Annotated in this window: 11 protein-coding genes; 5 read left to right on the top strand and 6 right to left on the bottom strand. The window is 73.7% G+C overall.

Features of this window, described 5'->3' with window-relative positions; all coding sequences use genetic code 11:
- Nucleotides 1-51 precede the first annotated feature (51 nt).
- A complete protein-coding gene (locus OHA55_RS03900) occupies nt 52-1083 on the bottom strand; it encodes an ImpB/MucB/SamB family protein (RefSeq protein ID WP_266702804.1) in 1032 nt (343 codons plus the stop codon).
- On the bottom strand, nt 1080-4532 hold the full coding sequence (locus OHA55_RS03895) for a DNA polymerase III subunit alpha (protein ID WP_266702802.1): 3453 nt from the start codon (nt 4530-4532) through the stop codon (nt 1080-1082). The genes OHA55_RS03900 and OHA55_RS03895 overlap by 4 nt, the downstream gene beginning before the upstream one ends.
- Before the next feature lie 652 nt (nt 4533-5184).
- On the opposite strand from OHA55_RS03895, the gene OHA55_RS03890 reads away from it, so the two are divergent.
- The 3 genes from OHA55_RS03890 (at nt 5185) to OHA55_RS03880 (ending at nt 8370) form a co-directional block, all read left to right on the top strand.
- Nucleotides 5185-5418, top strand: coding sequence for a hypothetical protein (locus tag OHA55_RS03890; RefSeq protein WP_266711210.1), 234 nt, complete (start codon nt 5185-5187; stop codon nt 5416-5418).
- 264 nt (nt 5419-5682) lie between these two features.
- On the top strand, nt 5683-6582 hold the full coding sequence (locus OHA55_RS03885; protein WP_266702800.1) for an alpha/beta fold hydrolase: 900 nt from the start codon (nt 5683-5685) through the stop codon (nt 6580-6582).
- A 234-nt stretch (nt 6583-6816) separates the two neighbouring features.
- The gene (locus OHA55_RS03880) at nt 6817-8370 is read left to right on the top strand and encodes a trifunctional class I SAM-dependent methyltransferase/NUDIX hydrolase/VOC family protein (protein WP_266702798.1); all 1554 of its coding nucleotides are present in this window, start codon (nt 6817-6819) and stop codon (nt 8368-8370) included.
- Between the two features lie 7 nt (nt 8371-8377).
- On the opposite strand, the gene OHA55_RS03875 is transcribed toward OHA55_RS03880, so the two are convergent.
- The 3 genes from OHA55_RS03875 to OHA55_RS03865 all read right to left on the bottom strand — a co-directional run bounded on the left by OHA55_RS03875 (nt 8378) and on the right by OHA55_RS03865 (nt 10354).
- The gene (locus tag OHA55_RS03875; RefSeq protein WP_266702796.1) at nt 8378-8758 is read right to left on the bottom strand and encodes a VOC family protein; all 381 of its coding nucleotides are present in this window, start codon (nt 8756-8758) and stop codon (nt 8378-8380) included.
- A gap of 44 nt (nt 8759-8802) precedes the next feature.
- A complete protein-coding gene (locus tag OHA55_RS03870) occupies nt 8803-9282 on the bottom strand; it encodes a DUF402 domain-containing protein (protein ID WP_266702795.1) in 480 nt (159 codons plus the stop codon).
- A gap of 142 nt (nt 9283-9424) precedes the next feature.
- Nucleotides 9425-10354, bottom strand: a complete 930-nt coding sequence (locus OHA55_RS03865) for a GNAT family N-acetyltransferase (protein WP_266702793.1) — start codon at nt 10352-10354, stop codon at nt 9425-9427.
- Between the two features lie 72 nt (nt 10355-10426).
- Between OHA55_RS03865 and OHA55_RS03860 the strand changes: the two genes are divergently transcribed.
- A complete protein-coding gene (locus OHA55_RS03860; protein ID WP_266702791.1) occupies nt 10427-10801 on the top strand; it encodes a GntR family transcriptional regulator in 375 nt (124 codons plus the stop codon).
- A gap of 73 nt (nt 10802-10874) precedes the next feature.
- On the opposite strand, the gene OHA55_RS03855 is transcribed toward OHA55_RS03860, so the two are convergent.
- Nucleotides 10875-11972, bottom strand: coding sequence for a DUF5925 domain-containing protein (locus tag OHA55_RS03855; protein WP_266702789.1), 1098 nt, complete (start codon nt 11970-11972; stop codon nt 10875-10877).
- Between the two features lie 289 nt (nt 11973-12261).
- On the opposite strand from OHA55_RS03855, the gene OHA55_RS03850 reads away from it, so the two are divergent.
- Complete coding sequence (locus tag OHA55_RS03850; protein WP_266702787.1) at nt 12262-12525, top strand: hypothetical protein; 264 nt, start codon at nt 12262-12264, stop codon at nt 12523-12525.
- Nucleotides 12526-12711: the final 186 nt, after the last annotated feature.

The following is a 12711-nucleotide window of genomic DNA, read 5'->3' as shown; positions in this document are numbered from 1 at the left end:
GGCGGGCCGAATGGCGCAAAGGGCGCTTGAGCCCGGCGCACCGGCCGCGTGTCACGCGGCGGGCGGGCGCCGGCGCGGAGCCCCCGACGGCGCAGGGGCCAGGACCGCGGGCCGTACGGCTCCGGAGCCGAAGCGCCGGCGGGCCCGGTCCGAGGCGGCCTCGGCGGCGCGGGACCGGTCGTCGACCGGGTCCAGGGAGAGCTGGCGCGGGGCGTCCTCGGCCGGTGCGAGGTCGTCCGCGCGCAGCGTGTAGGCGCGTACCCGTGCGCGTTGCAGGCCGAGCGAGTCCAGCAGCCCCAGCGCCGTGCCGGCGAGGAGAGGGGAGTGGCCGGTGGGCTCGGCGGAGGTACGGGTACGGGTGCTGGACGTCCGGTCGGCGTACCGCACGGTGAGCGTCAGGCGCCCCGCGACCCGGTGCCCGGCGCGCAGGCGCTGTCCCAGCCGCTCGGCGAGCCCCAGCACCGCCCGGTGGTGCAGGCCGGGGTCGAGGCAGTCCCGGTCGAGCACCAGATCGGCGGAGAGGTGGGCCGCAGGTTCCGCCGGGACGACCGGACGGGGGTCGCGGCCGTGCGCGCGTTCGGCCAGCAGCCTGGCGGGACCGGCGCCTAGCAGACGCTGGAGCGTCAGCGGCGGCAGGTCGGCGACCTGGCCGATGGTGTGCACGCCGTACCGCCCGAGCGTGGCCGCCGTGGCACGGCCGATACCGGGCAGCGCGCCGACCGGGCGGGGGCGCAGCCAGGAGTCGGCCCGGTCGCCGGGGACCTCCGTGGTCTGCCCCGGCCCGGACGCGTCGGCCGCCATGGCGGCCAGCATGCGGTTACCGGCGAGCCCCGCGCCGCACTCGATCCCGTACAGGGCCAGCAGCCGGAGCATGACCAGCTGGACCAGGTCGTACGGGGGCAGCCCGAAGTAGCGCAGCGCGGAGGTGAGGTCCAGCTGGACGGCGTCGGGCGGGACCGCCTGGACGTGCGGGGTGATGCCGGACATCAGCTCGACGATGCCGGCGTAACCCTCCTCGTCCGGCAGCGCGTACAGGCGCAGATGGGCGATGTGGCGGCGGCGTGCCGGGCGGGGGGCCGTCATCCCGCGCTCCCCTGGCTGGTGTGGCCGAGCCTGCGCAGGTCGGCCGAGCGGCTGCCGGCCGGCTGGAGGTCGGCGTACGGGTGCAGCCGGGCGCCCGAGGTGCCGTTGACCAGGGTGCGCCCCGGCTGCGCGGGCGTCGGGTGCGGGCGCTGTGCGCCGAGCAGCGCGAGCGCGGCGGCGGGGCCCTCGTCCCGGCGGGCCGCGGCGATCCGGTCCAGGTCCCAGGCCATGGTGCCGACGACGGACCGCCGGGAGCCGCGCACCTGCACGGTGCCGCGCACCAGCAGCAGCCCGCTGTGGAAGACGGTGTGCGCGCACGCCGGGTGGGAGTCCTCGAAGAAGACCAGGTCGACCATGCCCGAGCCGTCCTCCAGGGTGACGAAGATGATGCGTTTGCCGCTGGCGATCGGCGGGGTCTGGGTGGAGGCCCGCACCCCGGCGACGAGAACCGGCTGCCCCTGGCGCGCGTCGGCCAGGTGGGCGGCGTCCATCGCACCGATCTCCCGCAGCAGCCGGTGGTGGTGGACCATGAGGTGCCGGGACACGTCGATGCCCAGCGTGTTCAGCTCGGCGTCCAGTGCCTCGCGGCCGGTCATCTCCGGCAGACCGCTCGGCTCGGCCGCGCCGGCCGCGCCCGCGTGGAGGGCGAGCTGGCCGTCGCCGGCGGACCGGGTGCGGGACTGCCGGTGCAGTTCGGCGACGTGCAGCAGCAGGTCCCGCCGGGTGAGCGCGCCCTCGTCGAGCCCGCTGAACGCACCGATCTCGACCAGGCGTTCGGCCAGCGGCCGGCTGGGGCGGGCGCGCTGCCAGAAGTCCGACAGCGAGTCGTAGGGCCCACCGGCCTCGATCCGGGTGCTCTCGTCCTCGGTGATGCCGCGTACCGAGGACAGCGCGAGCCGCACCCCCCACCGCCCGTCGTCGGTCCGCTCCACCGCGTACCGGGTACGGGAGCGGTTGACGTCCACGGGCAGGACGGGAACGCCCCGTCGGCGGGCGTCGGCGACGATGACGCGCTTGGGCCACATCCCGGGGTCGTGTTCGAGGAGCCCGGCGAGGAGGAACGCCGGGTGGTGCGCCTTGAGCCATGCGCTCTGCAGGGCCGGTACGGCGAAGGCCACCGCGTGGGCGCGGCAGAAACCGTAGGCGCCGAACGCCTCCACGGTCGCCCACACCTTCGCGCGGACCCCGGGGTCGTACCCCCGGGCCGCCGCGCGCTCGTGGAACCACGTGCCGATGGCGGGCAGCCGCTTCCGGTCGCCGAGCGCCCGGCGGGCCACCTCGGCCATCGCCCGGTCGCAGCCGGTCATCACGGAGAGGGTCTCGATGATCTGCTCGTGCCAGATGGTCACGCCGTAGGTGTCGGCGAGTACCGGTTCGAGGTCCGGGTGGGCGTAGGCGGGGGCCCGGCCGTGCCGCGCGGCGACGTACCGCTCGGGCATGCCGCCGGCGACCGGTCCCGGGCGGAAGAGGCTGATGTCGGCGATGACGTCCTGCGGGTTGCGGGGCTGGAGACGGGAGAGCAGGTCCTGCTGGCCCGGCGATTCGAGCTGGAACAGCCCGATCGTCTCGCTCTGCTGGATGAGCTTGAACGCGAAGACGTCGTCGAGCGGCACCTGCGCCGGGTCGTCCAGGTCGATCCGGTCGCCGGTCGCGCGTTCGATCTCGTCGACGGCGTGGGCCATCGCGGACTGCATCCGCACCCCGAGCACGTCGAGCTTGATGTTGCCCAGCGCCTCGACCTCCTCCTTCGCGGCCATGGCCATGGGGTAGTCGCCCTGCGGGGTGGGCTGCACCGGCAGCCGGTCCAGCAGGCTCGCGTCGCTGATGATCACGCCGCACGGGTGCATGGCCATGCCGTGCACCAGGGAGTCGAGCCCCTCGGCGAGCTCCCACAGCGGGCCGTACCGCTTCGCCCGCGACGCCAGCTGCCGCAGCTCGGGCAGTTCCGCGAGGGCGCCGGTGATGTCCGAGGCGCGCAGGTGCGGGAAGCTCTTGGCGATCCGGTCGACCTCGTCCGGCGCGATGCCGAGCGCGAGACCGGTGTCCCGCAGCGCGCGGCGGGCCCGGTAGGTCTCGGGCATCGCGGTGACCGCCACCCGCTCCTTGCCGAACCGGGCGAAGACCGCGTCGTAGCACTCCAGCCGCCGTGCCGACTCCACGTCGATGTCGATGTCCGGGAGCGAATCCCGCCGTTCGCTGAGGAAGCGTTCGAACAGCAGCCGGTGGTCCAGCGGGTTGGCGGTGGCGATGTCCAGGGTGTGGCAGACCATCGAGCCCGCCCCCGAGCCACGGGCCGCGACCCGGATGCCCAGCTCGCGGATGTCCGCGACCACCTGGCCGACGGCGAGGAAGTACGAGTCGTACCCCAGCCGGGAGATCACCCCGAGCTCCATGTCCAGCCGCTCCCGGGCCTTCGCGTCACGGTCCAGGCCCCGGCGGACCAGACCCGCCTCGGAGCGCTCGCGCAGCAGCCGGGCGGCGCCACCGGCGTCCGGCCCGGCGCCGAACAGGGACGCCTCCGGGAAGTGCCGCCTCCCCAGGCCGAGGTCCGCCCCGGGGTCGAGGACGCACTCGGCGGAGGTCGCGGCGGTGTCCGCAAGCAGCCGGCGCGCCCGGCTGTCGTCGTGCCCGGCGGACGCGGCGATCGCGCGGGCGACGGCGACCATCGGGCCCTCGCCCTTGAGCCAGCGTTGCCCGCTGTCCAGCCGGCGCCGGTCGACGGGGCGCAGCAGCCGTGCGGCGTCCAGCACGTCGGCGAGACGGTGCTGGGCGGGGTCGGTGTAGCGGACCGCGTTGGAGAGCACGGCGGTGACACCGGTACGGTCGGCCAGCGCCAGGGTACGGGCGGCCAGCCGCAGCGACCCCGGGCCCGTACCGGCCCGCCGGTACGCCACGGTCTCCAGCCGCAGCCCGCTGCCGAAGATCTGCCGCCAGGGCGCCAGCAGCTTCACCGCGACGTCCTCGCGGCCCGCGGCCAGCGCCCGTACGGGCTCCGACAGGGGGCCCAGCAGCACGGTGAGGCCGGGGCCGCCGTGCTCACGCAGCGCCGCCCACGGCACCACCGGCGCGGTACCGGACAACGCGCCGGCGTGCGCCGCCGAGGTGATGCGGCAGAGCCGCGCCCAGCCCGCCCTGTCCTGGGCGAGCAGCACGACGCGCAGCGGCGGTTCGACGACGTGGGCGCCTCCGCGCGCCGGGGTGCGCGGGCGCTCGGCCGGAGGCGGCGGGGCGAGGGCCTCCACCGCGAGGTCGATGCCGAAGACCGGTCGTACGCCTTCTCGGGCGCAGGCCTGAGCGAATCGAACAGCCCCGGTCACGGTGGACCGGTCGGTGAGCGCGATTTCCGGCATGCCGAGTTCGGCCGCCCGCCGCGCGAGGTGCTCGGGGTGGGCGGCGCCGTAGCGGGCGGAGTAACCGGACGCGACGTGCAGATGGGCGAAGCCCGCCATGTCGTTCCTCCCTTCCGCCACCCCATTTCCGACCTTTACCCGATACGTTCCTCGTACGTTCGTTCGATTACCTTAACTCCATCGCCCCTGGTCGGCGAGCGGGTAAGACTCCGGCCGGTGCGGAATAATTCGAACAAGGAGTGGTGTGGCGAGGTGTCGGCCCGTCACCCCCTCGGCGGGGCGTGGAACTTGGGGTCGGCGGGTCCGTCCGGGGTCCCGTTCGGGCTCGTTCCGTCGCGGACGCATGACCTTCGCCACCCGGGGTGCGGTGGCGTTCGGCGGTGTTCGAACCGGGACGTGCTTGCCGCACCGGCCCGGACGCGCTTGCCGCGCTGGGCGCCGTGTCGGCCTGGACGCGCTCGCCGCGCTGGGCCCGGACGTGCTCGCTGTGTAGGCCTGGACGCGCTCGCCGTGCCGGCCCGGACGTGCCTGCCTTGCTGGCCCGGACGTGCTCGCCGTGCTGGCTCGGACGTACCTTGTCGACGGCGGGAGCTGCCGGTCTGGGCGCGTGTCTCGTCCGCGGCGAAAGTCACCTGCCAGGATGGTGATGCGAATCTGGGGCATGTCTTTTTCCGTGTTCGCCGCGGTCGGACCGTGAGGGGAGTGGGGCCGGTGGCACGGAAGAGCGGCCTGCCTACGGGGCGAGGGCGAGATGGTGCAGGAGGAGGCGGAGCGTCCGGAGGGCTCGGGGGCGGAGACCGCACCCCGGGGGCGGGGCGCCATGACGACCGCGATCGCCCGCGCCGTCGCGGACCCGGCGCGGTTCGGGCGGCTGCCGGAGCGGGTTCGGCCGGAGGGCGCGGTGGAGGAGAAGTCGGCCGCGGTGCGCGACCCGGCCAGGGGCGCGTACGACTCCGACGAGTGGCTCGTGCGCTGCTGCGGATGAGCCCCGGGGCGCGGTGACGCGCTCGTGGCCGAAGGTGGCCGTGAGTGCGTCACCGCGTTTTCGAGGTGTGCGCCGGACGATGACTGACGCATCGTCAGGACCACTGCGGAGGAACGATGTTGGCGGCGCAGCAGTTTTTACCGACGCGTAACTTCCCCCGTGAAGCTACCCATGCGTAATTTGGCATGAGCACATAAAGCTTGTGGTCCGGGCCACAGGGCAACCCCCACATCGCAACTCCCTGAGCCGCAAGGAGATCCCACGATGCTGCCCTGGACCCGTACACCGAGAGGCCCGCGTGCGCGGAGAACTCTCGCCGCGCTGCTCCTCGCCGTCGCCGCCCTCGCCGGACCCTCGGCGGCCGCCGCCTCGGCCGCCCCCTCCGCCGGAGAGACCGCCACCACCACGAGCGGCTGGAACGACTACTCCTGCAAGCCCTCCGCCGCGCACCCGCGTCCCGTGGTCCTCGTCCACGGAACCTTCGGGAACTCCGTCGACAACTGGCTCGTCCTCGCCCCCTACCTGGTGGCCCGGGGCTACTGCGTCTTCTCCCTCGACTACGGGCAACTCCCCGGCGTGCCGGTCTTCAACGGCCTCGGCCCCATCGACAAGTCCGCCGCCCAGCTCAGTACGTTCGTCGACAAGGTGCTCGCCGCGACCGGCACGTCCAAGGCCGACCTCGTGGGCCACTCGCAGGGCGGCATGATGCCGAACTACTACCTGAAGTTCCTCGGCGGCGCCGCCAAGGTGAACGCGCTCGTCGCCCTCGCCCCCGACAACCACGGCACCACTCTCCTCGGGCTGACCAACCTGCTGCCCTACTTCCCCGGAGCGGAATCCCTGCTGAACGCCGCCACCCCCGGGCTCGCCGACCAGGTGGCCGGATCGCCGTTCATCACCAAGCTCAACTCCCTCCCGGACACGGTGGCAGGGGTGAAGTACACCGTCATCTCGACCCGGTACGACGAGGTCGTCACCCCCTACCGCACCCAGTTCCTCAGCGGTTCGAACGTCCGCAACGTCCTGCTCCAGGACCTGTGCGCGGTCGACGTCTCCGAGCACGTCCTCATCGGCACCACCGACAAGATCGCCTTCCACGAGGTGGCCAACGCGCTCGACCCGGCGCACGCCTCCACGACGGACTGCACCTCCGTCCTCAGCTGAACGGCGTCCCGGGCGGCACCCGGTCCGCCGGGTGCCGCACGGGACCGGACGCGGCGGGCGCGCTGGGACGGACGGGTCCGCGGTCGGGATCACGGGTGCCGAGCTCCCGGGGCACGGCCGGCCTGGTGCCCGATCACGGCCGCGTCTGCTGCGCGAGGCCGACGGCCGCAACGCGCCGGACGGCGAAAGGCCGCGCAGGAGGGTCTGTCAGTGGTGGCTGGGACCATGGAGCCCATGACGACGATCAGTTACTGGGACGAGGCGGCCGACTCCTTCGACGAGGAACCCGACCACGGACTGCTCGATCCGCTCGTGCGCGACGCCTGGGCCCAGCGCCTGCGGAACTGGCTCCCCGTCACCCCCTGCGAGATCCTCGACCTCGGCTGCGGCACCGGCACCCTCTCCCTGCTCGCCGCCGGCCAGGGGCACCGGGTCACCGGAGTCGACCAGTCGCCCCGCATGGTCGAACGGGCGCGGGAGAAGCTCGACGGAACCGGTGCCGAGGTGCTGGTCGGTGACGCCGCCGGGCCGCCCGTGGGGGACCGGCGCTTCGACACCGTCCTGGTCAGGCACGTCCTCTGGGCGCTGCCCGACCCCGTGGCCGCCCTGGAGACCTGGTTCGGCCTGCTCAAGCCGGGCGGCCGGCTCGTCCTGATCGAAGGAGTGTGGGGCGGGGTGGGCATCTCCGCCGCACAGCTCACCACCCTGCTCGCCCCGCACACCGAACGGGTCCACCACGAACCGCTCTCCGAGGACTCCCGCCTCTGGGGCAAGGAGGTGGACGACGAGCGGTACGCCGTCGTGGCCAGAGCCGAACCCCGGTACCGCCACACCGAGGTCGTCGACGTCCACCTGATCCTGCGGAACGGGCCCCGGGTGCTGCTCGCCCGCCGGGCCGGCACGGGCTACGCGGACGGCCTCCTCCACCTCCCCTCCGGCCACCTGGAGGACGGCGAGGACGTGCGCGAGGCGATCCTCCGCGAGACGGCCGAGGAGATCGGCGTCGCCCTCCGGCCGGAGGAAGTGCGCGTCGCGCTCGTCATGCACCACCGGGGCCCCGGCGGCAGCCCGCGTACCGGCTGGTTCTTCGAAGCGGAGTACGACCCCGAGCGGGCGCCGTACAACGCGGAGCCCGACAAGTGCTCGGAGCTGGACTGGTACCGGCTGGACTCGCTGCCCGAGGACATGGTCGCGTACTGCCGGGCCGCCCTCGACGGGTACCGGTCGGGCGAGCGCTTCCTGATCCACTGGCACGAGGACGGCGACCCGGTCGCCCACGATCCCGCCGCGCCGCGCCGGGCCGTCACGCTGCCGCGCGCGGGGGCCGGTACCGGACGGGTGCACCACATCGAGCTGTGGGTCGGCGATCTGGCGGCGGCCGAACCCGGCTGGGACTGGCTGCTCGGCCGGCTGGGCCACCTGCCGTACCGGCGCTGGTCCCAGGGCCGCAGCTGGCGGCGCGGCGACAGCTACGTCGTGGTCGAGGAGTCGCCGGACGCGAGCGCGCGCACCCATGACCGGCTCCGGCCCGGCCTCAACCACCTGGCGTTCCACGTCGAGGACCGGGAAGCACTCGACGCGCTGGTGGCGGAGGCCCCGGCGCACGGCTGGCGGCTCATGTTCACCGACCGGCACCCCTGGGCGGGCGGCGACGGCCATCGCGCCGCGTACCTGGAGGACGCCTCGGGATTCGAGGTCGAACTGGTCACGGGCGGCCCGGCCCGGGAGACTCCCGCGCCGGGCGAACCAGCCGCCGGGAAGCAGGTCCCTGCGGCCCCGGTCGCCTGACTTACTGTCAATTCGGTCTGCGGGCAATGATGCAGAAGGGGTGGCCCGCAGGATCGGTGAGGACCCGCCACCGGGCGCTGTTCGGCTGGAACTCCGGCTTCGCCGCGCCCAGTTCCAGCAGCATGGCCTCCGCCTCGTCGAGATCCTCGACGTCGAAGTCCAGGTGCGCCTGTTGCGGCGCGGTGCCGTCGCCCGGCCACTGGGGAGGCCGGTGGCCGTCCACCCGCTGGAAGCCGAAGCCGAGTCCGTCCTCGCTGGTGAGGCCGGCGAACTCGGCGTCGGAATCCGGATGGAGGGCGTAGCCGGTGGCCCGCTGGTAGAACGCGGCCAGCGCCAGGGGGTCGGGGCAGTCGAGGGCGATCGCGGTCAGCCTCAGACGTGGGGGCACCGCAACTCCTGTCTCGGTCAGGTCCGTTACGGGGGTGGGCGGGGTCACAGGTCGGCACTCGCGAGCAGATCCGGGAGGCGGCCCGCGCGGGCGATGCGTTCCAGCGCGTCCAGGGCGCCGACGGCCTCCCCGGCCGCCGCCGGATCACGCTCCGCCAGCCCGCTCTCCGCGAACTCGTCCTCGTCCAGGCGCAGTACCTCCGAGGCGTCCGCGGACACCCAGAGGTCGAGGTCCAGGTCCTCCACCCGTACTTCGCCGCCGTCGACCACGCAGGGGCGGGTGATGTCGCAGTACCAGCCCTTCAACCGCCCGTCGCCCGTGCGGACCTCCTTCACCGCGTACCACCGGTCGCGCCAGTAGTGCTCCGTGAAGACGTCGCCCGGTGCGAACGTCACGAAACCGAAGTCGCGCACCCCGGGGGCGGCCCACGGGGCGAGGACGGTCACCCGGCGGCCGTCGTCGGCCAGCCGGCGGGCCGGGTAGCGGATCTTGGTCCGCCCGGCCTTCGTCAGGACGACGGTCACCTCCGTGGTCGTCCCAGTCGTCCCGTCCCTCCCGCCTGTCCCGGTCGTCCCGTCCGATCCGGTCGTCCCGTCCATCGTGATTGTCCCGTCCCACCCGTCCGTCCGGCCGCCGGTCTCCGCCGCGGGCGGGCCGGCGGATCCGTCAGCGGGCGGTGTCGAGTGTGCGGACATGGCGTACCTCCGTGGCGCACACCTGGTAACCGAACCAGGCGTTGATGGCGAGCATGGGGCCGTTGCCGGCGTCGTTGCCGGTGTAGGCCACGGTGAATCCGGCGTCCCTGGCGCGGTGCAGGGAGTCGTTCTTCGCGATCTTGGCAAGCCCGCGGCCCCGGTGGGCCCGCTTGGTGCCCGTCATCCCGGAGCCGTACCGGGTGGCGCCGTCGGTGGTCGCGAGGCTGAAAGCGGCGACCTCACCGTCGACCAGCACCACCGAGGTGAGCGCGCGGTCGAACACGGGATGGCGCCACGTCGTGTCCAGCCAGCGCGCGTAGTCGGTGAGCACGGCCGGAGCGTCGCTCGGCTCGTCCGCCGTGACCTCGGCGTCCAGCTCGAAGAGCGGACGCGGATCGTCGGCGAAGTCCTCGGCCGTTCTCAACTCCACGCCGGGCGGCAGCTCCCGGCGGGGCGGCAGGCCGCCCTTCGCCAGGTCGAGCGAGAGGAAGTGGGCGGAGCGGCTCGGCTCGTACCCCCGCTCGCGCGCGAAGGCGCGGCCGGCCGGGTCATCGAGCACCCAACTGAGGATCTCCACCGCTCCCAGGCCGACGAGATGCGCCTCGGCCACTCGGACCAGTGCGGATCCGCTGCCCCGCCGGAGCCGGTCGGGGTGGGTGTAGACATTGCAGAAACCCTGCCCGGGCCGTGTGCTGTCGTAGGCGATGCCGACCTGCGCGGTACCGATCACCTCACCCCGCTCCTCGGCCACGAGCAGCCGCAGATGCTGCTGCGGAGGGGAGCTCGCCAGGTCGTACGCCCACTGGCCCGGAGCCGACAGGAGAAACGGAAGAGCCGCACGCCGCACCGCTTCCCACCCGTCGGCGTCCTCCGGCCGGAAATCCCTGACGTTCACAGTCATGGCGCGACCCTACGCGGGGGACGCGACGGGCCGCCTCCGGGTTTTCCGGGCGCACGGTGCAGAATCTGCACCGTGACTCTGACGATCGTGATCGACCCGGACACCGGTACCGCCCCGTACGAGCAACTGCGCGCGCAGATCTCCGAACAGGCCCGCGCGGGCGCCCTCCCGGTCGGGTACCGGTTGCCGACCGTGCGCGGGCTCGCCGAGGAACTCGGCCTGGCCGCCAACACGGTGGCCAAGGCCTACCGGGCCCTGGAGGCCGACGGCGTCATCGAGACCCGGGGCCGCAACGGCACCTTCGTCGCGGCGGCCGGAGACGCGGCGGACCGCAGGGCCGCGACCGCCGCACAGGGGTACGCGGACGAGGCCAGGCGCCTCGGACTCTCCCGCACCGCAGCCCTCGCCCTCGCCGAGGACGCGCTGCGCGCGGCATACGAGGACTGAGGGAGCGGCGTACGGGGGCGAGTGGTCGGCCGCCCCGCCCGGGGCCCGCTCCCGGAGGACCGGCTGAGGCCCCTCAGAGGTAGAGGCCCGCCTCCTCCGTGCCGGCCCCCTGCTTCGGTACGGAGGCCGGGCCGCTGCCCCGCCGCAGCGCGAAGAGCTCCGCCAGGGTCGCCCCCTCACGGCCGATCCCCTTCTCGGTGCCCAGCCAGGACACCGCCTCGGGCCGGCTCAGCGGGCCGACCTCGATCCGCGCCAGACAGCGGCCGGGCCGGACGACCGCCGGGTGCAGCCGTTCCAGGTCCTCGTTGGTGGTGACCGCCACCAGGACGTTCCGGCCCTGGCCGAGCAGGCCGTCCGTCAGGTTGAGCAGCCGGGAGAGCGCCTGGCCCGCGGTGTGCTTGGCCTCGCCCCGGATGAGTTCGTCGCAGTCCTCCAGGAGCAGCAGCCGCCAACGCCCCTTCTCCGAACCGTCGTCCTCGCCGATCGCGATGTCCATCAGATAGCCGACGTCGTTGAAGAGCCGCTCCGGATCCAGGACGCAGTCCACCTGGCACCAGTCGCGCCAGGCACGGGCCAGCGTCCGCAGCGCCGAGGTCTTCCCGGTCCCGGGCGGGCCGTGCAGCAGCAGGAGCCGGCCGGAGATGTCGTCCGGGGTGAGCTTCATCAGCCCGTCCATCGCCCCGGCCACCTGGGCCGCGTAGTTGGGGCGGACCTCGTCCCAGGTGCCGGCGGAGATCCGGCGCGTGGTGCGGTGCGGCCCGCGCTGCGGCGAGACGTACCAGAAGCCCATGCTCACGTCCTCGGGCTGCGGTTCGGGCTCGTCCTGGACGTCCTCCGTCGCCTCCTTGAGTACTCGTTCGGCGAGTTCGGCGCTGGTCGCGGTCACGTTGACGTCGGCGCCCCGGCTCCACCGCCGCGCGAGCAGCGTCCAGCCCTCGCCTTCCGCGAGCGTCGCGCTCCGGCTGTCCTCCCGGGCGGTCCGCAGCACCGTCGCACCCGGCGGCAGGAGCGTCTTGCCCGGCTTGACGCGCTCCAGGGACGAACTGTGCGAGTACGGCTGCTCGCCCGTCGTGAAGCGGCCCAGGAACAGCGAGTCCATCACGTCGGAAGGGGAGTCGCTGTCGTCGACGGTGAGCCGGATCGGCAGCGCGGACTCGAGGTTGTCAGACATGGGCCCATGATCGGGCACGGTGCGGCCCCGCGCACCGGATTTCACCGGCCGATGACCCGGGAAAACCCCTCGTCCCGGTGGAGCGCGCGAGAACCGCGCCGGGGGTGGACGGGGCGTGCGCGGGCGGACACGAATCGTCCAAGTCCCGTCCGTATGAGGCGAACCGCGTGACGCGCCGTCAACCTCCGCATGCGTGTACGTAATCCCGCGCCCGGATACGCGTGTGTCTTCGTGGAGCGATAGGGTTAACCTGCCCGCACCGGGTGCCCTCGTACGGGTGGGGAGTGACATGGAACAGATAACGGTCCGCAGCAGGCCGCGCGTGCCTGCCATCACATGTGGAAGCAGTGCGACCAGTTCGCGGCTCGACCGCCATCTCGCGGTGCTCGGCGGCCCAGCCGTCCCGCAGCGCGAGACCGCCGAGGCGACGCTGCTGATGCGCGAGCTGACCTCGCGCGACGCCGCGCACACCCGCGGCAGCAAGAGCGCCCGCGTGTCGCTCTTCGCCCCGCTGCGGCGACTGCGGCGCTCGCTCTTCGGCAGCCGCCACTGACGGGTCGGCCCCTGCCACGGCCGGCCGCGACCGAACCGGCCGCCCTCGGCCCGGCCGGTACGAACCCGGCCACCACCGGGTCGGCCCCTCGCGCGGGTCGGCCCGGGAGACAGCCCTGTCCCGACGCGGGACCGCCGCCTGCCCACCCGTACTCCCCGGGGCGTACGGCGGCACCCGCCCGGTACG

It is taken from the genome of Streptomyces sp. NBC_00102 (assembly GCF_026343115.1).
Taxonomy (GTDB): Bacteria; Actinomycetota; Actinomycetes; order Streptomycetales; family Streptomycetaceae; genus Streptomyces.
The sequence above is the reverse complement of the archived record's forward strand: the minus strand, read 5'-3'. Positions and strand labels throughout refer to the sequence as shown.

What these genes read in the sequence shown, in the direction of transcription:
- OHA55_RS03900 (WP_266702804.1), bottom strand. Translation starts at nt 1,083, where the DNA reads ATGACGGCCCCCCGCCCGGCACGCCGCCGCCACATCGCCCATCTGCGC.
- OHA55_RS03895 (WP_266702802.1), bottom strand. Translation starts at nt 4,532, where the DNA reads ATGGCGGGCTTCGCCCATCTGCACGTCGCGTCCGGTTACTCCGCCCGC.
- OHA55_RS03890 (WP_266711210.1), top strand. Translation starts at nt 5,185, where the DNA reads ATGGTGCAGGAGGAGGCGGAGCGTCCGGAGGGCTCGGGGGCGGAGACC.
- OHA55_RS03885 (WP_266702800.1), top strand. Translation starts at nt 5,683, where the DNA reads ATGCTGCCCTGGACCCGTACACCGAGAGGCCCGCGTGCGCGGAGAACT.
- OHA55_RS03880 (WP_266702798.1), top strand. Translation starts at nt 6,817, where the DNA reads ATGACGACGATCAGTTACTGGGACGAGGCGGCCGACTCCTTCGACGAG.
- OHA55_RS03865 (WP_266702793.1), bottom strand. Translation starts at nt 10,354, where the DNA reads ATGACTGTGAACGTCAGGGATTTCCGGCCGGAGGACGCCGACGGGTGG.
- OHA55_RS03855 (WP_266702789.1), bottom strand. Translation starts at nt 11,972, where the DNA reads ATGTCTGACAACCTCGAGTCCGCGCTGCCGATCCGGCTCACCGTCGAC.
- OHA55_RS03850 (WP_266702787.1), top strand. Translation starts at nt 12,262, where the DNA reads ATGGAACAGATAACGGTCCGCAGCAGGCCGCGCGTGCCTGCCATCACA.